At 58.9% G+C, this 22,773-nt stretch carries 23 protein-coding genes, 1 tRNA gene and 1 pseudogene; 8 read left to right on the top strand and 17 right to left on the bottom strand.

The annotated features are described in order from the left end of the window. The first annotated feature begins 158 nt into the window (after positions 1 to 158). Positions 159 to 1,319 carry an AAA family ATPase gene (locus tag ACA062_RS00960; RefSeq protein ID WP_497454837.1) on the top strand — a complete coding sequence of 387 codons (1,161 nt, stop codon included), beginning with the start codon at positions 159 to 161 and terminating at the stop codon, positions 1,317 to 1,319. Between the two features lie 22 nt (positions 1,320 to 1,341). Here ACA062_RS00960 and ACA062_RS00955 read toward each other — a convergent pair whose 3' ends face one another. The 4 genes from ACA062_RS00955 to ACA062_RS00940 form a co-directional block, all read right to left on the bottom strand. Then, a complete protein-coding gene (locus tag ACA062_RS00955) occupies positions 1,342 to 2,469 on the bottom strand; it encodes an RHS repeat-associated core domain-containing protein (RefSeq protein ID WP_497454836.1) in 1,128 nt (375 codons plus the stop codon). 316 nt (positions 2,470 to 2,785) lie between these two features. After that, positions 2,786 to 3,568, bottom strand: coding sequence for a MetQ/NlpA family ABC transporter substrate-binding protein (locus ACA062_RS00950; RefSeq protein WP_497454835.1), 783 nt, complete (start codon positions 3,566 to 3,568; stop codon positions 2,786 to 2,788). A 475-nt stretch (positions 3,569 to 4,043) separates the two neighbouring features. Next, on the bottom strand, positions 4,044 to 4,973 hold the full coding sequence (locus ACA062_RS00945; RefSeq protein ID WP_497454834.1) for a sigma 54-interacting transcriptional regulator: 930 nt from the start codon (positions 4,971 to 4,973) through the stop codon (positions 4,044 to 4,046). Between the two features lie 54 nt (positions 4,974 to 5,027). After that, on the bottom strand, positions 5,028 to 5,609 hold the full coding sequence (locus tag ACA062_RS00940) for an alpha/beta hydrolase (RefSeq protein WP_497454833.1): 582 nt from the start codon (positions 5,607 to 5,609) through the stop codon (positions 5,028 to 5,030). A gap of 539 nt (positions 5,610 to 6,148) precedes the next feature. Here ACA062_RS00940 and ACA062_RS00935 point away from each other — a divergent pair. After that, positions 6,149 to 6,460 (top strand): putative periplasmic lipoprotein, encoded by a 312-nt coding sequence (locus ACA062_RS00935; protein ID WP_497454832.1) that lies wholly within the window; start codon positions 6,149 to 6,151, stop codon positions 6,458 to 6,460. 62 nt (positions 6,461 to 6,522) lie between these two features. Here ACA062_RS00935 and ACA062_RS00930 read toward each other — a convergent pair whose 3' ends face one another. Beyond that, positions 6,523 to 7,596: a fatty acid desaturase gene (locus ACA062_RS00930; protein WP_497454831.1), complete on the bottom strand. Its 1,074-nt coding sequence runs from the start codon at positions 7,594 to 7,596 to the stop codon at positions 6,523 to 6,525. A gap of 100 nt (positions 7,597 to 7,696) precedes the next feature. Between ACA062_RS00930 and ACA062_RS00925 the strand changes: the two genes are divergently transcribed. Beyond that, a complete protein-coding gene (locus ACA062_RS00925; protein WP_497454830.1) occupies positions 7,697 to 8,701 on the top strand; it encodes an AraC family transcriptional regulator in 1,005 nt (334 codons plus the stop codon). 153 nt (positions 8,702 to 8,854) lie between these two features. Here the strand turns inward: ACA062_RS00925 and ACA062_RS00920 are convergent, their stop codons facing one another. Next, positions 8,855 to 9,220: a response regulator gene (locus ACA062_RS00920; protein ID WP_497454829.1), complete on the bottom strand. Its 366-nt coding sequence runs from the start codon at positions 9,218 to 9,220 to the stop codon at positions 8,855 to 8,857. 151 nt (positions 9,221 to 9,371) lie between these two features. Here ACA062_RS00920 and ACA062_RS00915 point away from each other — a divergent pair, with 151 nt between their 5' ends. Beyond that, the gene (locus tag ACA062_RS00915; RefSeq protein ID WP_497454828.1) at positions 9,372 to 9,890 is read left to right on the top strand and encodes an Mpo1 family 2-hydroxy fatty acid dioxygenase; all 519 of its coding nucleotides are present in this window, start codon (positions 9,372 to 9,374) and stop codon (positions 9,888 to 9,890) included. 147 nt (positions 9,891 to 10,037) lie between these two features. On the opposite strand, the gene ACA062_RS00910 is transcribed toward ACA062_RS00915, so the two are convergent. The 6 genes from ACA062_RS00910 to ACA062_RS00885 all read right to left on the bottom strand — a co-directional run bounded on the left by ACA062_RS00910 (position 10,038) and on the right by ACA062_RS00885 (position 14,501). Next, positions 10,038 to 11,027: a sulfate/molybdate ABC transporter ATP-binding protein gene (locus tag ACA062_RS00910; protein WP_497454827.1), complete on the bottom strand. Its 990-nt coding sequence runs from the start codon at positions 11,025 to 11,027 to the stop codon at positions 10,038 to 10,040. 3 nt (positions 11,028 to 11,030) lie between these two features. After that, positions 11,031 to 11,900, bottom strand: coding sequence for a sulfate ABC transporter permease subunit CysW (cysW, locus tag ACA062_RS00905; RefSeq protein WP_155000405.1), 870 nt, complete (start codon positions 11,898 to 11,900; stop codon positions 11,031 to 11,033). Between the two features lie 12 nt (positions 11,901 to 11,912). Further along, positions 11,913 to 12,731, bottom strand: coding sequence for a sulfate ABC transporter permease subunit CysT (gene cysT / locus ACA062_RS00900; RefSeq protein WP_462020291.1), 819 nt, complete (start codon positions 12,729 to 12,731; stop codon positions 11,913 to 11,915). Between the two features lie 70 nt (positions 12,732 to 12,801). Next, entirely contained in the window at positions 12,802 to 13,815 is a 1,014-nt protein-coding gene (locus tag ACA062_RS00895) for a sulfate ABC transporter substrate-binding protein (protein WP_497454826.1), read from the bottom strand. Between the two features lie 149 nt (positions 13,816 to 13,964). Then, positions 13,965 to 14,147, bottom strand: a complete 183-nt coding sequence (oscA, locus tag ACA062_RS00890; RefSeq protein ID WP_007941032.1) for a sulfur starvation response protein OscA — start codon at positions 14,145 to 14,147, stop codon at positions 13,965 to 13,967. 207 nt (positions 14,148 to 14,354) lie between these two features. Beyond that, positions 14,355 to 14,501: a hypothetical protein gene (locus ACA062_RS00885; RefSeq protein WP_497457534.1), complete on the bottom strand. Its 147-nt coding sequence runs from the start codon at positions 14,499 to 14,501 to the stop codon at positions 14,355 to 14,357. A gap of 147 nt (positions 14,502 to 14,648) precedes the next feature. Here ACA062_RS00885 and desA point away from each other — a divergent pair, with 147 nt between their 5' ends. Beyond that, the gene (gene desA, locus ACA062_RS00880; protein ID WP_497454825.1) at positions 14,649 to 15,833 is read left to right on the top strand and encodes a delta-9 fatty acid desaturase DesA; all 1,185 of its coding nucleotides are present in this window, start codon (positions 14,649 to 14,651) and stop codon (positions 15,831 to 15,833) included. Between the two features lie 268 nt (positions 15,834 to 16,101). Beyond that, positions 16,102 to 17,091, top strand: a complete 990-nt coding sequence (locus ACA062_RS00875) for a GGDEF domain-containing protein (protein ID WP_497454824.1) — start codon at positions 16,102 to 16,104, stop codon at positions 17,089 to 17,091. On the opposite strand, the gene ACA062_RS00870 is transcribed toward ACA062_RS00875, so the two are convergent. The 3 genes from ACA062_RS00870 to gabD form a co-directional block, all read right to left on the bottom strand. After that, entirely contained in the window at positions 17,088 to 18,308 is a 1,221-nt protein-coding gene (locus ACA062_RS00870; protein WP_497454823.1) for an HDOD domain-containing protein, read from the bottom strand. The genes ACA062_RS00875 and ACA062_RS00870 overlap by 4 nt on opposite strands. Before the next feature lie 125 nt (positions 18,309 to 18,433). Continuing rightward, positions 18,434 to 19,711 (bottom strand): 4-aminobutyrate--2-oxoglutarate transaminase, encoded by a 1,278-nt coding sequence (gene gabT / locus ACA062_RS00865; protein ID WP_033058568.1) that lies wholly within the window; start codon positions 19,709 to 19,711, stop codon positions 18,434 to 18,436. A 198-nt stretch (positions 19,712 to 19,909) separates the two neighbouring features. Further along, positions 19,910 to 21,352 carry an NADP-dependent succinate-semialdehyde dehydrogenase gene (gabD, locus tag ACA062_RS00860; RefSeq protein ID WP_128873893.1) on the bottom strand — a complete coding sequence of 481 codons (1,443 nt, stop codon included), beginning with the start codon at positions 21,350 to 21,352 and terminating at the stop codon, positions 19,910 to 19,912. Positions 21,353 to 21,700: 348 nt separating this feature from the next. Between gabD and ACA062_RS00855 the strand changes: the two genes are divergently transcribed. Then, positions 21,701 to 21,777: transfer RNA gene (locus ACA062_RS00855), tRNA-Arg, on the top strand. A 377-nt stretch (positions 21,778 to 22,154) separates the two neighbouring features. Here the strand turns inward: ACA062_RS00855 and ACA062_RS00850 are convergent. Next, positions 22,155 to 22,316 (bottom strand): type II toxin-antitoxin system RelE/ParE family toxin, encoded by a 162-nt coding sequence (locus ACA062_RS00850; RefSeq protein WP_497454822.1) that lies wholly within the window; start codon positions 22,314 to 22,316, stop codon positions 22,155 to 22,157. 36 nt (positions 22,317 to 22,352) lie between these two features. Continuing rightward, positions 22,353 to 22,619, bottom strand: a complete 267-nt coding sequence (locus ACA062_RS00845; RefSeq protein ID WP_497457339.1) for a type II toxin-antitoxin system Phd/YefM family antitoxin — start codon at positions 22,617 to 22,619, stop codon at positions 22,353 to 22,355. 17 nt (positions 22,620 to 22,636) lie between these two features. Here ACA062_RS00845 and ACA062_RS00840 point away from each other — a divergent pair. Continuing rightward, positions 22,637 to 22,738, top strand: a pseudogene (locus ACA062_RS00840) (DUF3077 domain-containing protein); the annotation flags it as partial. Positions 22,739 to 22,773 lie beyond the last annotated feature (35 nt).

Genomic DNA, 22,773 nt, shown 5'->3' with positions numbered 1-22,773 from the left:
CGTGCCAGTTCGATACGACTGTGAGCTTAGAGCAGGGTTCAACCTTCGCCTACGCTGATAGGCACTTCCTCCTATAGGGGATGCAGATAGATCCTACAAGTCAAATTCGCCAACGCGGTTATCCTGATGCCGTTTCGGGACCACATGGAAAGTCCTTTATGCTCAAAACGCTCGCGGTAGCCAACTACCGCTCGATCAATAAACTGGTGATCCCGCTGGGCCGGTTGAACCTGATCACTGGCCCCAACGGCAGTGGCAAATCCAACCTCTACCGCGCCTTGCGCCTGTTGGCCGAAACTGCCCAGGGTGGCGTGGTCAATGCCTTGGCTCGCGAGGGTGGGCTGGATTCGACCTTCTGGGCCGGCCCGGAAAACATCAGCCGACGCATGCGCAACGGCGAAGTCCCGATCGAGGCGACTGTGCGGCACGGCGCCAAACGCCTGCGCCTGGGGTTTGCCGGGGAGGACTTCAGCTACTCGATCGCATTGGGTCTGCCAGAACCGAGCCTTTCAGCGTTTTCCCTGGACCCGGAAATAAAAAAGGAATGCATCTGGAGCGGTCCGTTCTACCGCCCGGCCAGCCTGCTGGTGGATCGCGACGGCCCGATGATTCGCACCCGTGAAGGTCGCAGCTGGGAAGTGCTGGCCCAGCACACGCCGAATTTCGACAGCCTGTTCGATCAGGTCGGCAGCTTTCGCACCTCGCCGGAAGTCATGCAGCTGCGTGAGTTCATCCGCCGCTGGCGTTTCTACGATCACTTTCGCAGCGACGCCGATGCGCCGGTGCGTCAACCGCAATTAGGCACCCGCACGCCGGTGCTGCACCACGACGGTCGTGATCTGGCGGCGGCGTTGCAGACCATTCGCGAAATCGGTGATCCCGAAGCGTTACAGACTGCGATCAGTGACGCGTTCCCTGGCGCGCGATTGAGCATCGCGCCGTTGCAGGGCGGACGGTTTGCCATTGAGTTTTATCAGGAAGGGTTGTTGCGACCGTTATCGGCAGCCGAGTTGTCCGATGGGACGTTGCGCTACTTGCTGCTGGTTGCCGCACTGCTGACGCCCCGCCCCCCGTCGCTGATGGTGCTGAACGAGCCGGAAACCAGCCTGCACCCTGACCTGTTGCCGGCCTTGGCGCGGTTGATTATCCGGGCGTCTGAGCAGTGCCAGGTGTGGGTGGTGTCCCATGCGCGGCGGTTGATCTCGGCGCTGCAAGAGGATGAGGAATGCAATTGCATCGTGCTCGAGAAGACGCTGGGTCAGACCGGGATAGTCGGGCAGCGGGTACTGGATGAGCCGGCGTGGTATTGGCCGGATTGAAGGACCTGTATTGCGTGCGGCGCTATCTGGAGTGGCGACGAATGTCTTGGGCGTTCGACACAATGCGAGGCTGCCTGTTCTGTGGTCTGTTCGAAAGGTCGACCCTCTTGTTACCACCCCCCGGAAAGCCGAACGCCTCAAAACCAATCGGCTCGGGTGGCAATGTAGCTGATGCTTGAGGTGTGCCGGGCGTCGGAGGAGGAGCTGACGGCAGATTCGTCAGGGGATTTTTGTACTCCAGGGGTTTCGGCGCGCTGCGAGCAACGTCCCACGCACCGGCCCTGTTCAACTTGTGAGCACGATAGGCATAAGCCACCGAAGTGCCTGAGGCAGCAAAAGACAGCACGCTGAACGCGGCCATTACGATAAGCAGTGGATCCTGTGCGGAATTATCCGGATCCGTGGCGTTCATGATGGATCTTGTAATCCCGACCCCGCCACCGATAAAGCCTGACACCGCCCCTACCACCCCCAGGTACGCGGATTTTTTCACGAGGGATTTAGACGCCGCCACACCCGCGGTTCTTAAACCCGCGACAGAGAGCCCTCCAGCGACAAGCCCGACACCACCCGAAAGAAACCCCACGACGTTCATTCCAACGACCATCCAGGGTAGCCAGGCTTCTCGTCCCGTAGGATCAGTGAAATTCACCGGATCGCCCTGACAATACGCATACGGATTCAACCCACCCCGACCAAACGGACTCAATCTGTCCGGGCTATTGAAACGCATCAGTATCGGGTTGAAGGCCCGATGGCCATTGCCCAGCAGGTAATGGCCGGTAGTGGGATCAATCGCTTCGCCATTAAACCCCAAGAGGTCGCCAGGTCCGGGCCCGGCAGGTCGATGGCCGTAAGGCGTGTAGACGCGATTCATCGGTCCTGCGGGGTCAGAGACCTGCAAAACGGAACGTTGTTGATCGGTACCCAGCAGTTGAGTATTGGTGACATTCCCCTGCCGCGAAAGCAGCGCGAGCAAATACGAGCCGTGCTGGAAAACGCTTCGGCTGACCTGATCTCCAAGCTCGGTTGCCAGATGCTCGAGACGATAAAACCTTTGCAACGTTGCTTGCCCGAAAGGCTCAAGCCCAGTCAGTTGATCCAGTGCGTTGTAGTGATAACGACACGAGCCGGAATTGAGCGTTTCCATTGCAAAACTCCTCATCGTCAGGCGCTTAGTGTGCACCAACGACGGCACCACGCCACCTAGCAGAACTGCTAGGTAGCGTGGTGCAGAATCACTATGCAGTCAGGTCAATCACCCGTTTGCCATCACGCCTTGCGGTCTGGTGTCATCGCAATTCGTCAATATCAAAAGATCGCAGCCTTCGGCAGCTCCTACAGGGTTTTTGGGTACGCCTGCAGGCGCTGCCGAAGGCTGCGATCTTTTGATCTTCTGCATAAAAAAACGCCGACGCTATCGAAAGCCGTCGGCGTTGAAACCTTGAAGGGGTTTACCTCGCGAATCAGAACGCCGGCAGTACCGCGCCGCTGTATTTCTTCTCGATGAATGCTTTCACTTCAGGACTGGTCAACGCCTTGGCCAGTTTCTGGATGGCGACGCTGTCCTTGTTGTCCGGACGAGCCACCAGGAAGTTCACGTAAGGCGAGTCGGCACCTTCGATCACCAGCGCGTCTTTAGCCGGGTTCAGACCTGCTTCCAGTGCGTAGTTGGTGTTGATCATGTCCAGGTCGACCTGATCGAGAACACGCGGCAGCATGGCCGACTCCAGTTCCTTGAACTTGAAGTTGTGCGGGTTCTTGGCGATGTCTTTCGGGGTAGCCAGGGCGTTTTTCGGGTCTTTCAACTCGATCAGGCCTGCCTTCTGCAGCAGGATCAGGGCGCGGCCACTGTTGCTGCCTTCGTTCGGGATGGCGATGGTGGCGCCGTCTTTCAGCTCAGCCAGGGTTTTGACTTTCTTCGAATAACCACCGAACGGTTCGACGTGTACGCCGATCACGGTCACCAGGTTAGTGCCTTTGCCTTCGTTGAAGCTATTCAGGTACGGCAGGGTCTGGAAGTAGTTGGCGTCCAGACGCTTCTGATCGACCTGTACGTTGGGCTGAACGTAGTCGGTGAAGACTTTGATCTCCAGGTCCACGCCTTCTTTGGCGAGGGTTGGCTTGATCAGTTCCAGAATCTCGGCGTGCGGGACCGGGGTCGCCGCCACCACCAGTTTCTCGCCAGCCTGGGCCAGGCTCGCCGTCAGGGCAGCCGCCAGTGCGGTGAACAACAGAACCTTTTTCATGCAGTGTCCTTATCGAAAATCGCGGTCGTCATCGACGACGGCTATTAATACAGGTGCCAGTGAAGTGCTATCGCTGGTATGACGCGGACAATACCGGGATTTTTTATTCCCGAACAATATCTTTTATTCACTTTCATATTCCATTTTGTTCATACAGCGCTGATTCACGCTGCGCCCGCATTCCACCGCATTGACCTGTAGGCGCTGGCTTGTCGGATCGCCGCACTGCAGCGAAGGCGTCCTAACTGATAAACCGCGGCGCCTGGTTCGCGAGCAAGCTTGCTCCTACAGGAGCGCCGCATGACCTGTAGGAGCTGGCTTGCCAGCGAAGGCGTCCTTCCTGACACACCGCGTCGTCTGGTTCGCGAGCAAGCTTGCTCCTACAGGAGCGCAGCATGACTTGTAGGAGCTGGCTTGCCAGCGAAGGCGTCCTTCCTGACACACCACGGCGTCTGGTTCGCGAGCAAGCTTGCTCCTACGAGAGCGCCGTGTCTTTCAAGAGTTGTTTCAGCGCTGCTTGCTCGCTGGCGGTGCCTTTGGTGAGGATGTGCTTCAGTTGCCGCTCGATCGCCCCCAGCGTGGCAGGTACTTCAGGCAAATTCAGATGCTCCGGCAAAATCTCGTCACCCGTGCTCACCAGCAACGCAAAGTGAATGACGTTTTCCAGCTCTCGAGTGTTGCCCGGCCAACTGTGCTGTTCCAGCACATGCTGCGCAGCCTCGCTGATCAGCGGCACGGGCAAGTCCAGGCGCTGGCTGTAGATACCGAGGAAGTATTCGGACAGCGACAGGATATCGCCTACCCGTTCGCGCAAGGCCGGCAGTTCGAGCTGGCCTTCGCTCAGGTAGTGATAGAGCCGCTCGTGAAATTTACCGGCGGCGACCGCCTGCGCCAGATCGATGCTGGTGGCAGCCACCAGGCGCACGTCCACCGGACTCGGTTGCAGAGCACCGACGCGGGTGACTTCGTGGTTTTCCAGGGCGGCGAGCAGTTTGATCTGGATCGGCAGCGGCAGGTCGCCGATCTCGTCCAGATAGAGCGTCCCGCCATTGGCCGAACCGAACCAGCCGGCGCGGCTGCTGGCCGAACCGCTATAGCTGCCGGCGGCATAGCCGAACAATTCGGCATCGGCGTAAGTGGGGCTGATCGCGCCGCAATTCACCGAAACGAACAAGCCGCCGCGATCACTGGCCCGATGAATGTGCCGCGCCAGCAATTCTTTCCCGCTACCGGTTTCGCCACGGATCAACACGGAGATCGAACGCGGCGCCAGTTGCTCCAGTTCCTGGCGCAACTGTCGCGAGCGCGGATCGACGAACACCAACGCCTTGGCGCGAATGCTCAGAGGACTCTTTTCTGCATCGGGGAAGGTCAGCAGCGGCTGACCGAACGTTTCAAAACTCATGGCAGACTCCCGCCCAAAACCGCCGGGAGACGGGGGCGTTTAAAAAAAGAAAATTCAGGCGCGGCGCAGGGCGTGATGTTCCATGCGGTTTTGCAGGCGATAGAGATAAGCAAAACCCTGCTCCCAGCGCTGGTGACCGGACTTCACATTGATATGCCCTGCCCCCGACAAAATCCCCGCCTCGGCCCCCCAGTTGCGTGCCAGCTCCAAAGCACGCGGCGCACTCACGGCGCTGTCGTTATCGGAACTGACGACCTGGCTCGGGAATGGCAAAAGGTGGGTCGGAATGGGGGCGAAATTGCGCAGCGCCGGCGCGCAGGCCGGACGTTCGACGTCCGCGGGCGCGACCAGCAAGGCACCACGAACCTGACGCAAGAACTGCAAGGGAGCAGTGGCCGCCCAGTGGGCAACGGTGATGCAACCCAGGCTATGGGCGATCAGGATCACCGGCGTGCTGTCGGCGGCAACCGCCTCGGCCAGCGCCGCGACCCAATCTTCACGACGCGGAGTCAGCCAGTCGGCCTGCTCCACCCGTGCGCTATTCGGCAGGCTGTTCTGCCAGTGGCTTTGCCAATGATCATCTGGCGATCCTTGCCAGCCCGGCACAATCAGGTAGCGAATTGATTCGTTGCGCATGGGGGAGCTCTCCTGCTGCGTGTCTGTTCCTGCGCAAGTATAGGGAGGAGAGTTATATTCGTTAAGGAATAAGAAGCTATTTATTAAGACCTATAAAGAATATAGGAATCGCACCCTGTGGCTGCTACAGGCCGCGACCCATGGCGGCAAGAAATCAAAAAGGCCGGCACGCTAGGCGCCTGCGGTTGAACCAGTCGCTTGCGGCAAAAGAACAAAAAAAGGGGCCGCACCCTGCCAAGGAGACGGCCCCGGAAAATCGATAAATTCTGTGGAGACACTCGCAAGGTAGTGCGGTGAGCTCTGTGTAAACGTTTTAGCGCGCAGAGGTTTCGGTTTGATGAATACTGCCGCTGAATGAATTATTGACCAAAACCATTATTCTTTAAAAGAATATTTATAATTATTTATAGATCAAAAAGTAATTAAATACATTCCCACTTACAACAACATCCTTGCAGTAGGCGCGATAGACGCATTACATCTTCAGCGTTTGATCAGGACAGTGCAGCCCGCACTTCAACTACTCAGGAAGAGTACTTATGCATTCAATTATCAAGCCGCTGGTTTACACGGCATTGCTGTCAGCGCCGTTGGCGCCCTTGGCTGCGTCACCAGGCGACGCAGCCAAGGTTGAGCTTGAGATCAAAAACAAAACCAGCTTTCCTCTGCAGGTTTATCAAGGGCAGTGGAGAGGAGTCGTATTGCCGGATAAAAGCTTTCAAACCCAGGACTACAAAAACGCCACCATCACAATCTCCACGTCCACCCCCGACGCCGCGATCAAGTTCGTTACGCTGAGCAATGCCAAGGGCTGCAAAGCACAAACCTGCGTGCTGATCACAGGCAACTGAGCGGGCGTTTCTGTGAACAGCACCTGCAAAAATCCTGTTCCCACGCAGAGCGCGGGAACAGCCTAGGCCTGTGCTGATCGGACGCCCTCAGTTGTCTGCCGTTCCTTGCGCACAAACCGGTTCGCCCGCCCGAACGTGCCGAAATCATTGAACCGCACACCCATCTCGCGCATGACCTTATGCGCCACCGGCACGGTCATCTGTCGGATGTAAAACGGCGCCTTCACCACAAAGTGATGGATGCCGTGGCTGCTGCCGAAATTGAAGCAGAACGCCTGCATCGGCCACATCCACCATGGGTTCAACACCTGCGTCTGCTGGATCACGTTCCCCGGCTCCACGTCACCGTAGTAGTGCATGTTCGAGCTGACGAAATGCAGGCAAAAGGTACGTAATACATTCGGGCCGATGATCACGACCGCCGCGATGTCGATCACTTGCATCACCGACAGCGTTGTCGCCGACCATTCGATAGAAGTTCCCATCAGCGACGCGATGCCGTTTGCCGCGTGAAAACCGAGAAACACGTACCACGCGCTCCAATGCACCAGCGCCAGTGGCGCGTAAACCTTCAGGGTGCGCTTGATGATGCTGAATTTATGAGCCCAGGTCCTGGCTCGCAACATGCGGATGAGCGCCGACATCACGTTGTCGCCAACCATCAGCAGGCGCGCAAATCCCCAGGGTTCGCCGTTGGTGATCGCCCGCTCTTCCAGGTCGGTTTCCGTACCGGAGACCTTATGATGATTGAGGTGCAGATGCCGACGAATCCACGGGTTGATCGTGCTCGGCCGCGCCAGCCAAACCAGCGTCATCATTAGATTGTGCGGTACACGTTGTTTACGAAAGTACATGCTATGTATCAAGTCGTGTTCCAGCTCGTGGGTCAGCGAGGCCAAGAACGCGTTGAGCAGCAGGCACACCCACCAGGCCATGTGCCCTGTGACGTAGAGCGTCGCCGAGCCGATCATCCCGGCCAGGGCGAAGGCCAGAATGCCCGCGCCCAAGGCATCCTGATGGTTGAGAATCGGGTAGCGCCGACGCAGCTCGACGCCCTTGGCCAGCACCACCTCACGAATATGCGCCGCGCGCTGTGCTGCATTCAGTCGCTGGGGACTTGCAGAAGTACCGTCCATGCTTCCATCCTCTGGTTATTGATGCTCGCATCCTGCCTTGTGAACCCTCGCAAGCTGGTAGCCGTGAACGCCAACCTGTTGACCGGAAGCGCCAATCAGCATGACTGAACCGACCTCCCTCGCCAGCTGGACCCGTGCCCTGCGCAAGCAACTCGATGCGCTGGGCCTCGACAGCACCGCCCTGTGCCAGCAGGCGGGGCTCGACCCGCAACTGATGGACGACCCGAACGCCCGTTACCCGTTGTCCGGAACGACGCGCCTGTGGGAAATCGCGGTGCAGGTCAGCGGCGACCCGGCGATCGGCTTGCGGGTGTCGCGCTTTGTCAGCCCGACCACGTTTCATGCGCTCGGTTATGCGCTGGTGGCCAGCGGCAGTCTGCGGGAAGTATTCGAGCGCATCGTGCGTTATCACCAGGTGGTCAGCGATGCCCTGGAACTGGAACTGATCCGCACCGAAGACCGCTACCGCTTCCGCCTGAAAATCCCGCCCGGCAATCCGGCCCCGGCTTTCGAAGCCATCGATGCCTTCGCGGCGATTTACGTACGCACCTGCCGCAATCGTCTCGGGCGCGACTACGCGCCACTGGCGGTGTATCTGCGGCGTCCGGAACCCAGCGATTCACATCAATGGCACAAAGTCTTTCGCTCGCCGGTGTACTTCGCCGCCGATGAAGACCGATTGGAATTCGCCCTGGTGGATTTCGACAGCCACCTGGATGACGCCAACCCGGAACTGGCCGAGCACAACGAAACGGTGCTCAAGCGCACCCTCGCGCAACTCCAGCCCCTGACCTGGGAGCGCAAGGTCCGCGACGCCATTGAAGAGCAATTACCCGAAGGCGAGCCCAGCGCCGAACGCATCGCCCAGGCCCTGCACCTAAGCTTGCGTAGCCTGCAACGGCATCTGGCGGACGAGGGCTGTCGGTTCGATACGCTGCTCAATGAAAGTCGCGAAAACCTGGCGCTGCTGCACCTGCGTGATCCGCAGTGTTCGTTGAGTGAGATAAGCTATTTGTTGGGGTTTGCCGATACCAGCAGCTTCAGTCGCGCGTTCAAGCGCTGGACGGGGATGACGCCGGGGCAGTTTCGGGAGGGTTTGCGCTGATCTGGAAGGTGTGTTGCCTGGTCAGGCCTCATCGCGAGCAAGCTCGCTCCCACATTTGATCTCCAACGGATACGAAAATCGGTAAACACCACAGAACCCATGTGGGAGCGAGCTTGCTCGCGATGAGGCCAGACCAGGCACTACAGAAACGCCTCAGCGCCCCCGATCCCGCCGCAGCAACTTGCGCACCCGCGCCACCAGCTCGCTCACGGCAAACGGCTTGAGCAGGTAATCATCCTCATGCAGCTCCAGCCCGCGCAGGCGATCCTCGATGCCATCTTTAGTCGTGAGAAACAGCACCGGCGTCTCGCCGAGCTTGCGGATCTGTTGCAGCAACTGCCAGCCGTTGAGCCCCGGCAGCATCACGTCGAGGATGATCAGCTCGTACTCGCCGGACTCGATAAACCGTCGGCCTGCCATCCCGTTGACGGCCACATCCACCGCATAACTCGCCTCGCTCAGGCCCTTGGCCAGAAGCTTGGCGAGTTCGGGTTCGTCTTCCACTAACAACACACGCATGGCACACCTCAATTGTCGTCATCACAGGCTAGGCGCGTTCGCGCGCAAAGCCCACCACTAACGCCTTAATGCTGTTCAGTTAAGGCAATTGCAGGAGCGAGCTTGCTCCGGGCCGTATGGCATGATCCATTACCCTACAGGAGGAACAACAATGAAAAGCCTCGTCGACCACCTCAGTCAATACGCCACCTACCATCGTGACCCGCGCAATATTGCTACCCATTTGGGGGGTATTCCGCTGATTGTCGTGGCGGTGGCGGTGTTGCTGTCCCGTCCGCAATGGGCCGGGGGCTGGCTGTCCCCGGCCGTGTTGGTAGCGCTGGCGGCGGCGTGGTTTTACTTGCGCCTGGAGTTGCGCCTCGGGGTGTTGATGACCGTGTTGCTCGGGTTGTGCCTTTGGGCAGGTCAAGTACTGGCGCAGCAAATCACGCTGGTCTGGTTGGTGAGCGGCGTCGGGATGTTTGTGATCGGCTGGGCGATTCAGTTTGTCGGTCATCACTATGAAGGACGCAAGCCGGCGTTTGTCGATGATGTGACGGGGTTGATTGTCGGGCCCTTGTTTGTGGTGGTTGAGCTGGCGTTTTTGCTGGGGCTGCGGCGGGAGCTCAAAGAGCAGATCGAGGCGCGGGCGGGGGGTGTGCGTCTGCGCCAGAAAAACGCTGCGGCGTAGGACGCCTTCGCGGGCAAGCCCGCTCCCACAGGATTTTCGTCATTCATGAACACAATGGTGACCTGTAGGAGCTGGCTTGCCAGCGATCAACGATAACGCGGTGTGTCAGACACACCGCTATCGCCGGCAAGCCGGCTCCTACAATGGTTAGATGTTGGCGACTTTCTGCCAGACCTTCGGCTTGAAGAACAGTGTCTCGCCCTTCGCCAACCCGACCAGGCTGTCGTGATCCTTCACCACTTCCGCTTCGATCAAATCGCTCTGGCCTTCAACCTTCAGCGTTACCCGGGTCGTCGCGCCCAATGGACGGATATCCCGCACCTCGGCGGCGTGATGGTCTTCCAGTTCATGGCGCGACAGCGACACTTCGTGAGGACGGAACAGCACATGGTTGTCTTCGCCCAAATGCAGACGGTTCGAGTCGCCGAGGAAGTGGTAGACGAAATCGCTGGCGGGGTTTTCGTAGACGTCGCCCGGTGAGCCGATCTGCTCGATCACACCCTTGTTCATCACCACGATGCGGTCGGCGACTTCCATGGCTTCTTCCTGGTCGTGGGTCACGAAGACCGAGGTCAGGTTGATGTCTTCGTGCAGCCGTGCGAGCCAGCGGCGCAGTTCTTTACGAACCTTGGCGTCGAGGGCGCCAAACGGCTCGTCGAGCAGCAGGACCTTCGGCTCTACCGCCAGGGCGCGGGCCAAGGCAATCCGTTGACGCTGACCGCCGGACAGCTGTTCCGGATAGCGATCCGCCAACCAGTCCAGCTGCACCATGTTCAGCAATTCGTGGACTTTCACCGCGATCTGGCTCTCGCTGGGGCGCTGGTTTTTCGGTTTCATGCGCAGGCCGAACGCGACGTTGTCGAACACGGTCATGTGGCGGAACAGGGCGTAGTGCTGGAACACGAAGCCGACGTTGCGATCACGCACGTCGTGACCGGAAACATCTTCACCGTGAAACACGATGCTGCCCTGATCCGGCGTTTCCAGGCCGGCGATGATCCGTAACAGCGTGGTCTTGCCGCAACCAGAGGGGCCGAGCAGCGCGACCAGTTCGCCGCTTTGGATGTCCAGGCTGATGTTGTCCAGCGCCTTGAACGCGTTGAAATTCTTGCTGACGTTACGCACTTCGATCGACATGACTTATTCCTCCGCGGCGCTGGCGCGCAGGCGGTTAATACGGTTTTCGCTCCACTGCTTGAGCAGCAGGATGAAGAGCGCCAGGATCAGCAACAGGCTCGCCACGGCGAACGCGGCCACGTGGTTGTATTCGTTGTAGAGGATCTCGACGTGCAGCGGCAGGGTGTTGGTCACCCCGCGAATGTGCCCGGAAACCACCGACACCGCACCGAATTCACCCATGGCCCGCGCGGTACACAGCACCACGCCGTAGATCAGGCCCCATTTGATGTTGGGTACGGTGACATGCCAGAACATCTGCCAGCCATTGGCGCCGAGCAGGCGGGCGGCCTCTTCTTCCTGGGTGCCTTGTTCCTGCATCAGCGGAATCAGCTCGCGGGCCACGAACGGCACGGTGACGAAAATCGTTGCCAGCACGATGCCCGGCAAAGCGAAGACGATCTGGATGTCGTGGTCCTGCAACCATGGCCCGAACAAGCCCTGGGCGCCGAACATCAGCACATAGACCAGGCCGGCGATCACCGGCGACACCGAGAACGGCAGGTCGATCAGAGTCACGAGGATACTTTTGCCGCGGAACGAGTACTTGCTCACGCACCACGCCGCACTGACGCCGAACACCAGGTTCAGCGGCACCGAAATCAGCACGGCGATCATCGTGAGTTTCAGGGCCGACAACGCATCCGGTTCAAAAATCGCGGTGAAGAACGCACCGATTCCGAGCTTCAGGCCCTGGGACACCACGATAACCAGGGGCAACAACAGGAACAGGGCAAAAATCAGCCAGCCTAGGCCGATCAGCAGTCGCCGCGATGAGGCGCTGCCACGGCGGGAGGCGTTCGAGGAAGCAGCAGCAATAGACGATTGGGACATGTGTGCGCCTCCTTATGGGGTTTCGATGCGCCGCTGCAGCAAGTTGATCAGCAGCAACAGGATGAAGGAAACCACCAGCATCAGTACACCAATGGAGGTAGCGCCGGTGTAATCGTACTGGTCGAGCTTGACCATGATCAGCAGCGGGAGGATCTCGGTTTTCATCGGCATGTTGCCGGCGATGAAAATCACCGATCCATACTCGCCAACCCCGCGGGCAAAGGCCAAAGCGAAGCCAGTCAACCAGGCTGGCAGCAATGCCGGCACCAGAATATGGCGGAAAACCTGCAACGGTTTCGCACCGAGACACGCTGCCGCCTCTTCGACTTCACGCGGGATATCGGCCAATACTGGCTGTACTGTACGTACCACGAATGGAAGCGTTACGAAAGTCAGGGCCAGCGTAATGCCGAGGGGGGTATACGCGATCTTGAACCCCAGGTCGGCCGCGAACTGCCCCACCCAGCCGTTCGGCGCGTAGAGCGCGGTCAACGCGATACCGGCAACGGCAGTGGGCAATGCGAACGGAAGATCGATCATCGCATCGATGATTTTTCGTCCCGGGAAGGTGTAGCGCACCAGCACCCAGGCCAGCAATGTGCCGATGATGCCGTTGATGATCGCGGCGTAGAGGGCGGTGCCGAAGCTCAGCTTCAACGCCGCCAGCACCCGCGGCGCCGAGATAATCGCCCAGAACTGATCCCAGGTGAGTTGAGCGGCATGCACGAACATCGCCGCCAGTGGAATGAGCACAATCAGGCTGAGGTACACCAAGGTGTAGCCCAGCGTCAGCCCGAAGCCGGGTATGACGGGGGAGATACGACGCGACATAAAAGTCCTTGGTTGAGAACGCGCAAAGCCCCGACGGTTAAATCGGGGCTCATTTATGACCTGGTGCAGATTACTGCGCCTGGTAAATCTGGTCGAACACGCCACCGTCATTGAAAAATTTCGGTTGCGCGGTTTTCCAGCCGCCGAAGTCCTTGTCGATGGTCACCAGGTCCAGGGTCGGGAACTGTTTGGCATACTTGGCTGCGACGTCCTTGTCACGTGGACGATAGAAGTTTTTCGCCGCGATTTCCTGACCCGCAGGGCTGTACAGGTGTTTCAAATAGGCTTCGGCAATTTCGGTGTTGCCCTTTTTCTCGGCGTTTTTGTCGACTACGGCCACTGGAGGCTCGGCGAGGATCGACAGCGAAGGCACCACGATGTCGAACTTGTCGGCGCCACCATCTTCTTTCAGCGCCAGGAAGGCTTCGTTTTCCCAGGCCAGCAACACGTCGCCCTGACCGTTGTTGACGAAGGTGATGGTCGAACCGCGAGCACCGGTATCCAGAACGGGAACGTGCTTGAACAGGGTCTGCACGTATTCCTTGGCCTTGGCTTCGTCACCGCCGTTGGCTTTCAGGCCATAGGCCCAGGCTGCCAGGAAGTTCCAGCGTGCACCGCCAGAGGTTTTCGGGTTCGGGGTGATGACTTCCACACCACTCTTGGTCAAGTCGCCCCAATCCTTGATGCCTTTGGGATTGCCCTTGCGCACCAGGAACACGATGGTCGAGGTGTACGGCGTGCTCGCCTCTGGCAGACGCTTCTGCCAGTCGGCCGGCAGGGTCTTGCCCAGCTTGGCGATTTCATCGATGTCACCCGCCAGGGCCAGCGTCACCACGTCGGCGCGCAGACCGTCGATCACCGCCCGGCCCTGTTTGCCCGAGCCACCATGGGATTGCTGGATTTTCACATTGTCGCCCGGATGTGCTTTCTTCCAGAAACTGGTGAACTCGGTGTTGTAATCCTGATACAGCTCACGGGTCGGGTCGTACGACACGTTGAGCAGTTCGTAATCCTTGGCGACCGCGGAACCAGCAAATAGGGCGCTGGCCAGGGCGGCCAAAGCGAAATGACGAATCGACGACATGGTGAAAGCTCCTGGAATTCTGTGGGTAATGGCTTTTCTTATGGTTTTGTTGGAATCGCGGTTGCCGGTTAAAACATCGCAGCCTTCGCCAGTTCCTACATCGATCCCCCGTAGGAGCTGCCGCAGGCTGCGATCTTTTGATCTTTGTTTCAGCTCGGTTTATTGCCCGGGTTCTGCAAACGGAATTTTTCCTTGCGTTCGATCTGGACCACCTGAGCGTTGTGCACGGTGATTTCCACGGCGCCGAACCGCAGGTCGCGCAAGGCACTCTGGATCTCACGCAAGATGGTGGCTTCGTCTTGACCGTCAACGCTACGCAGGGATGCGCTCATGGTGCTGCTCCTTCGACTGAGAGGTTGCCTGGCAGTGGGCGGCACTGCTTGCGGCGTGAGAGCAATAGTAGATAAGCGCGGATATTCTTAAAAAGACTATTTAAGAATGTTTATATAACTAAAATAAAATATGGGCCTGCCCAGCCCCTGTAGGAGCCGGCTTGCTGGCGAAGGCGTCTTCAAGGACGCTGCAAGGCTCGAGGCCGCCTAACCGTTGATCAGTTGTCCTCGCTGCAACGCCTCGGAGCTATCGAAGAAACTGCTCAATAAATGACCACTCGATTGCAGCCAGCCCATTGAAACCAGAGGGTAGAGCAGCGCGGCACGCAGAGCATCGCGATAGGTAGCGGACATTCGGCCATCCATGCCCCTTCAAAAAGGATGGGATTATCGGTTAAAGAAACATCCAGCCACTCTTATCTGAAAGGGTGACTGGTTTTATCTGTAGGCTCAGTGATAATGCAACGGCTGTTTTTTTCTTTATCGAGGGCCCAATAGCCTATGTGGTACGAAGGTTTTCTCGGCTTGTCGCCCTGGTCACTGGTGGCAGTCACCCTGCTGATGACCCACGTGACGATCGTTGGCGTCACGGTCTATCTGCATCGTTATTCAGCCCATCGCTCGCTTGAGCTCAATGCCGGCCTGAAACATTTTTTCCGCTTCTGGCTGTGGTTGACCACAGCCCAGAACACCCGCGAGTGGACCGCTATCCACCGCAAGCATCACGCCAAATGCGAAACCGAAGATGACCCGCACAGCCCGGTCATCAAGGGGTTGTCCACTGTCCTGCGCAAAGGTGCCGAGCTGTACCGCGCCGAAGCGGAAAACCCCGAGACCCTGCGCATCTACGGCAAGAACTGCCCGGATGACTGGATCGAACGCAACCTGTACAGCCGTTTCCCGCTGCTGGGCGTCGCGATCATGGGCGTTATCGACCTGCTGCTGTTCGGCACCATCGGTATCACCATCTGGGCCATCCAGATGATGTGGATCCCGGTCTGGGCTGCCGGCGTGGTCAACGGCCTGGGCCATGCCATCGGCTACCGCAACTTCGAATGCCGCGATGCGGCGACCAATCTGGTGCCATGGGGCATCCTGATCGGCGGCGAAGAACTGCATAACAACCATCACACTTACCCGAACTCGGCGAAATTGTCGGTGAAGAAGTGGGAATTCGATCTCGGCTGGGCCTGGATACAAGTCTTCAGTTTCTTCCGTTTGGCCAAGGTCCAGCGCGTCGCGCCGATTGCCCACCGCGTCGAAGGTAAAGGCAACCTGGACATGGACACTGCCATGGCTATCCTCAACAATCGCTTCCAGATCATGGCCCAGTACCGCAAGCTGGTGATCGCCCCGCTGGTCAAGCAAGAGCTGGAAAAGGTCGATCACTCGGTCCGTCACCAGTTCCACCGGGCCAAACGCCTGCTCTCGCGGGAAACCAGCCTTCTGGATGAAAAACACCACCTTCGTATCCAGACCATGCTCGAGCACAGTCAGGCGCTGAAGGTCATCTACGAGAAACGCCTGGCCTTGCAACAGATCTGGCTCAAGACCAGCTCGAATGGTCACGACATGCTGGCCGCCATCAAGGATTGGGTACACGAAGCCGAAGCCAGCGGCATCCAGTCTCTGCGCGACTTCGCCGACCAGTTGAAAACCTACTCCCTGCGCCCTGCCACCACCTGACCGACTACTGCGGGGCTCGCCTGTGGCGAGGGAGTTTGCTCCCGCTCGGTTGCGAAGCAGCCGCAACACTGGCGATGCGTTTTAACGGACAAAACGCAATCGCCAGATTGTTGCGGTGTACCGCCCGGCGGGAGCAAGCTCCCTGGCCACAAAAGGCGGGAACTTCATTTCAAATCCCCTATCTCAAAGACACTTCGCCATCCAGGCGGGCTTTGTGGTGGCCGCTTTCGAACCTCGAGCGGCACACGCCCTTTGAGACTTCGTTCCGATGGTCAATAGAAACCTACAAGACTCATCCCCTCCGCAGTGGCCTGAGGCCGCGCAAACGCTAATGGCGCTGATACATGCCCAAGGCGAAGTGGCGCGCCTGAGCGAACGCGAACAACTGTTCAGCTCCCTGCTGGTGAGCGTCAACGCGGTGCTCTGGGCATTCGACTGGGAAGCCCGCCAGATGCTCTATGTGAGCCCTGCCTATGAGCGGATTTTTGGCCGTCCCGTCGGCCTTTTACTGTCCGACTACAACCAGTGGCGCGACAGCATTTACCCCGACGACCTGGACTATGCCGAGCGCAGCCTGGCCGACGTATTGGTCAAAGGCGCCGTTGAAGACCGTGAGTACCGCATCATCGCCGCCGACGGCCAGGTGCGCTGGCTGAGTGACAAGTGCTTCATCAACCGTCTGGCCGAGCCGGGACAGCCAGTGATCATCGTCGGATTTGCCGAAGACATCACCGACAAGAAGCACATGGAAACCGAACTGCAGCGCCTGGCTACCACGGACGGACTGACCCAGAGCAGCAACCGCCGGCACTTCTTCGAATGCGCCAACCACGAATTCGAACAGGCGCGAAATCAAGGCACGCCTCTGTCGTTCCTGCTGCTGGACATCGATGATTTCAAAGTGATCAATGACACCTATGGCCACCAGGTGGGCGATAGCGTGCTGCAACGGATCGCCGAGAGCGGTCGTGGGTCCTTGCGGCGTGGTGATGTATTCGGGCGGATCGGCGGTGAGGAGTTCGCGGCGGTATTTCCCGGTTGTGCACCGGACATGGCCATGCAAGTGGCCGAGCGCCTGCAGCGGGAGATTCAGCGGTTGAGCTTCTGCCATGACGACCAGACGTTCGGCATCACTATCAGCCAAGGCCTGACCGCCCTCACGGCCGAGGATGAAAACATCGACGCCCTGTTCGCCCGCGCCGATGCGGCGATGTACGAGGCGAAGCGCCAGGGCAAGAACCGCATCCTCTCCGGCTAGGCTTGCCTTTGGCGCAGACGCGTCAATTCCGGCACTCCGATCTTGAGCAACCGAGCCGTCCGGCTCTTCGCCAGCGCCTCAACACCCTCATGCCCGGGCAGACGCGCCAACTGAGCAGCCATGTTCATCACCAGCGCTTCACGGGAGTAAACGCCGCCACCGAGCTCGTAGACCGCCGCAATCAAGCCTCGCAACTCCAGCGGCAAACGCCAGCGGGTGCGCAATGCCGAACCATACGCCGCACCGAATTGCGCCAGCGCGTTTCCTACCTCCTCCCACTCATCCAGCTCACCCCCGGCTTGCTTCCATTCCTGCAACGACCGCAATAACGCCAGTTCGCCCAGTCGATGCAGCATGCCGGCGCAATAACAGCGCTCCTGATCCAGATCCAGCAAGCGCGCCAGGGACCGCGCATATTCGGCGGTGTGCCGCGACAGCTCACAATAACGCTCGGCGTAGTCCGCCAGGCATGGATCGCTGAACCGCGCACTGCGCTTGAGGGCCAAACCCAGAACCAGGTTCATGCTTTGTTCGATGCCAAGACGGTGCAGCGCCTGGGACAGGGTTTGTACGGCAACACCCTGATATTGGGCCGCGCTGTTGGCGGCGGCGATCAGCACGGCGGTGATCTGCGGATCGGTACGGATCTCGTCATGCAGCAGCGTCAGATCGATGCTGTCGGGATTGAGGCTGCGCTTGAGCGCCAACTGCACGTCGGTCATCAGGGATGCGCCATCAGCTAGTTCGCGTCGGCGCTCCAGGAAAACCGACAAGGTCATGCCCGGCGCCAGCGTCGGCCCATCGCACAACACTTGCTCGCCAGCATTGAGCAGTAAACCCCGCAGACGCCGGGTCAGGCTTTCCATGTTCAGGGGTTTGGTCAGATAGGCCGCAGGCGCCAGGGGCAAAGCTTGGCGCACGCTGGCACTGTCGTTACGGCTGCTCATCAGAATGAACGGTAGTGGCGGATTGCGTTTGCGCTGGCGAACACTGCGCAACACATTCAAGCCATCGATGCCGGGCAACGCCCAGTCAGCGATCACCAGGTCGTAGGGATATTCCGCGAGCAAGCGCAGTGCGTCCTGACCATCGGCACACAGATCCAGCCGTACGTCGCAGCGCACGCTCAACAGCACTTGCTTGAGCAGGTCACGAGCCCAGGGGTCGGCCTCGGCAATCAGCACACGCGGTACAGCGGGTAAAACCATAGCAGTCATCTGCACACCCCATTGGCAAGGCGTGCACCTTAATCAATGCGGGTCGCTGGAAACAGTACGAGGTGTTCCGGGGACGTAAAAAAACCCGCCGAAGCGGGTTTTTTGTCGATCAGCTCACAAATCGATCAGAGCTCCGAAAAGCACTCTTCGATGATCGCCAAGCCTTTGTCCAGTTGCTCATCCGGCGAAGTCAGCGGTACCAGCACACGCAGAACGTTGCCGTAAGTGCCGCAGGACAGCAGGATCAGGCCCTTGTCGCGAGCCTTGGCCACAACCGCGGCTACCGCTGGAGCATTCGGCTTGTGGCTGTCGCCGTCGACGAACAGCTCGACCGCGATCATCGCGCCCAGGGCACGCACTTCGCCGATCACCGGGTATTTGGCCTGGATGGCTTTCAGACCAGTCACCAGACGCTCGCCGACCGCCTTGCAGCGGTCCAGCAGGTGCTCTTCTTCGAACACTTCCATCACGGCCAGGGCTGCGGCGCAAGCGATCGGGCTACCGGCGTAGGTGCCGCCCAGGCCGCCTGGAGCAATGGCGTCCATGTATTCGGCCTTGCCGCAGACACCGGCCAGCGGGAAGCCGCCAGCGATGGATTTGGCGAAGGTGGTCAGGTCGGCGGCAACGCCCATCTGTTCCATGGCGAAGAAAGTACCGGTACGGCCAGCGCCAGTCTGTACTTCGTCAGCGATCAGCAGGATGCCGTGCTGGTCGCACAGTGCGCGCAGACGCTTCATGAATTCTTTCGGCGCGACGTAGAAACCACCTTCGCCCTGAACCGGCTCGATGATGATCGCGGCGATGTCACGCGGCTCGGCGTCGTTCTTGAAGATGCGTTCGATGCTGGCGATCGAATCGTCGATGCTCACACCGTGCAGTTCGTTCGGGTACAGCGCGCGGAAGATGCCGCCTGGCATCAGGCCCATGCCGGCCGAGTAAGGCACGACTTTACCGGTCAGGCCCAGGGTCATCATGGTGCGACCGTGGTAAGCGCCGGTGAACGCGATCACGCCGGCACGGCCAGTGGCGGCACGGGCGATCTTGATCGAGTTTTCCACGGCTTCGGAACCGGTGGTCACCAGCAGGGTTTTCTTGGCGAAATCACCCGGCACCTTGGCGTTGATTTTTTCGCACACTTCTACGTACGGCTCGTAAGCCAGCACCTGGAAGCACGTGTGGGTCAGCTTGTTCAGCTGCTCGGTCACGGCGGCGATGATTTTCGGGTGCACGTGGCCGGTGTTCAGCACGGCGATACCGCCGGCGAAGTCGATGAACTCGCGACCTTCAACGTCGGTCACGGTGGCGTTCTTCGCGGACTCGGCGAAGATCGGGTGAATCTGGCCAACACCGCGTGGTACAGCGGCTTCGCGGCGTTTCATCAGAGATGCGTTAGTCTTGCTCATACAGTCCTCATTCGCCGCTCATCGGGCGGCGTGGCTCAAGGAAAATGCGGCGGGGAGGCAACTGCGGCAGCATGCGATGATCGACTGCCGCAGCGTTCCCAGCCACAGAGAAAATTCCATTTGAAGCGCAGAAAGGGACAGCGCTCTCGTGCCCTTTCCGCTTGAAGCAATGCCTTGCCCGGCTCTTGTCTTGCGAGCTTAGATGCCCAGGCAGAGGTATTTGATTTCCAGGTAATCTTCGATGCCGTACTTGGAGCCTTCACGGCCCAGGCCCGACGCCTTGATGCCGCCGAACGGCGCGACTTCGTTGGAGATCAACCCGGTGTTGACGCCGACCATGCCGTATTCCAGGGCTTCAGCCACACGGAACACACGACCCAGGTCGCGGGCATAGAAGTACGAAGCCAGGCCGAACTCGGTGTCGTTGGACATCGCGATCACTTCGGCTTCGTCTTTGAAACGGAACAGCGGCGCCAATGGACCGAAGGTTTCTTCCTTGGCCACGGCAGCGTTCTTCGGCACGTTGGTCAGGATGGTCGGCTCGAAGAAGTTGCCTTCCATGACCTTGCCACCGGCCAGCACGGTTGCGCCTTTGCTGACGGCATCAGCGATGTGCTCTTGAACCTTGGCCACGGCTTTTTCATCGATCAGCGGGCCAGTGGTGGTGCCGTCTTCCAGACCGTTACCGATCTTGAGCTTGGCCACGGCCACTTTCAGCTTCTCGGCGAACGCGTCGTAGACCGAATCCTGGATGTACAGACGGTTGGCGCAGACACAGGTCTGGCCGTTGTTGCGGTACTTGGAAATGATCGCGCCTTCGACAGCCTTATCCAGGTCCGCGTCGTCGAACACGATGAACGGCGCGTTGCCACCCAGCTCCAGGGACACTTTCTTGATGTCCTTGGCGCATTCAGCCATCAGCTGACGACCAATTTCGGTCGAGCCAGTGAAGGACAGTTTGCGCACGATCGGGTTGCTGGTCAGCTCGCTGCCGATGTCGCCGGCGCTGCCGGAAACAACGCTGAACACACCGTTCGGGATGCCGGCACGCTGGGCCAGTTCAGCCAAAGCGAATGCCGAGAATGGCGTTTGCGAAGCAGGCTTGAGCACCATGGTGCAACCGGCAGCCAGCGCTGGACCCGCCTTACGGGTGATCATCGCGGCCGGGAAGTTCCACGGAGTGATTGCAGCGGTCACGCCGATTGGCTGCTTGATCACGATCAGGCGCTTGTCGGGCTGGTGGCCCGGAATCACGTCACCGTAGATGCGCTTGGCTTCTTCGGCGAACCACTCGATAAAGGAAGCGGCGTAAACGATCTCGCCCTTGGCTTCGGCCAATGGCTTGCCCTGTTCCAGGGTCATCAGGCGAGCGAGGTCGTCCTGGTTCTCGATGATCAGTTCGAACCAGCGACGCAGCTTGTTCGCGCGATCCTTGGCGGTCAGTGCACGCCAGGCCGGCAGCGCCTTGTCAGCGGCTTCGATCGCACGGCGGGTTTCGGCAGCGCCCATTTTCGGCACAGTACCCAGAATTTCGCCCGTTGCCGGGTTGTTGACCTTGATCGTCTGACCATTGTCCGCATCGACCCAAGCGCCATCGATAAAGGCTTGCTGGCGGAACAACTGGGTGTCTTTAAGCTGCATGTCGGCTTTCCTTAACAGCACCGCGACCAGCGCGGAGCGAATTATGATTGTAGAAAGGCGCCTCGAAGGCTGCCGTCAGGGAAATCATTCACCGGGCTGAAGCACATAAATAGCGCACGGATTGGACTCGTGCGGTTCAGCACCCAGACAAGAGCGTTTGAAATCTCAAACGAATCCTAGGATCAAAGGGGGTAAAGGACAATAGCCTGTTCGAAAAAAAGAACGAAAACGGCGCATTTGCGTGTTTTTTCTGATCAGCGTAGCGAACGGTCGTTTGGCGCTTAAAAACACAGGCGATTCAGCAGCATGGACGCCCGCACCGCTTATGAGTATCATGGCGCCCGCATTGCACCAGTAGCTCAGCTGGATAGAGTACTGCCCTCCGAAGGCAGTGGTCGTGGGTTCGAATCCCGCCTGGTGCACCATACGTAGCAACGAGAAAGCCTCAGACCTTAGGGTCTGGGGCTTTTTTGTGGGTGCACTCTTTAGGGAGGCTGATAAACAGGAAAGCCCTCACGATCGACAACACACGACTGGTAACGCAAAAAACCAGACAATAAAAAACCCCTGAGCAATCTCAGCGCCTTAGCGCATCAACCGACAGGGGTCTTGTTGAGGCCGATTGTAAACTGAGCGTCTCTAGTCAACCACCGGTAGGCGCTGGCGATCTAGCTGTTAAACCGGGTGGTTTTGCCTAATGATCAACGCTGCTTGATTCAAACAGTCGACCGATGTCTCTCGCGCTATGCAGTACGCGCTCAATGTGAACATCGTTTGCGATCACGCTGTAAAAGATCAGATATCAGCCATGAGTAATCATTTGCACGCCCTTGGCGTAGTCATCCCGAGAAATCCCAAGCAGCGGTTGCGTATTCAGCCGTGAACATTGCGCTCGCAATTCACCAACGAACGACCTGGCACGGCCAGGATTGTCCCGGGCGATGTATTTCGCGATTTGCTGCAAATCATCTCGTGCATGTGCGGAGAGAAAGCAGTTGCCTCATGGACGCCCCTGCTCAGCTGCGACCTCATCTATAAACGCATCGAGCTCAGCAAACACCGTGTCGGCCGCAATGGCCGGACGTGGATCATTGCGACTGGCAGCAATGGCCTCACGGATTTCTGCTGCCTGTAATCGATCCAGCAATTGCTGATAAGCAGCCTGCGGCAGGAGATAAGCGGCGGGACGATTGTGGTTGAGAACAGCAATAGGCTCTGAGCCTGCCTGCTCGATCACAGTGCTGGGACTACGCTTGAGTTCGGTAATACTGACCGACCGGAACGATCGGCTTAACGCCTGCCATCTACTGCTCAGATCAGGCGGTGTTTCAAGTCACTCGCGGTGTGCCTCTCGGCGATGCACCAGGCATAGCTTCCGGTTTTTTGTAAGACATAGCCGCCACCCACCATTCAAATTGCGG

The organism is Pseudomonas sp. LBUM1679 (assembly GCF_059695565.1).
Note: the sequence above shows the minus strand (reverse complement) of the source record. Positions and strands in the feature narration are given on the sequence as shown.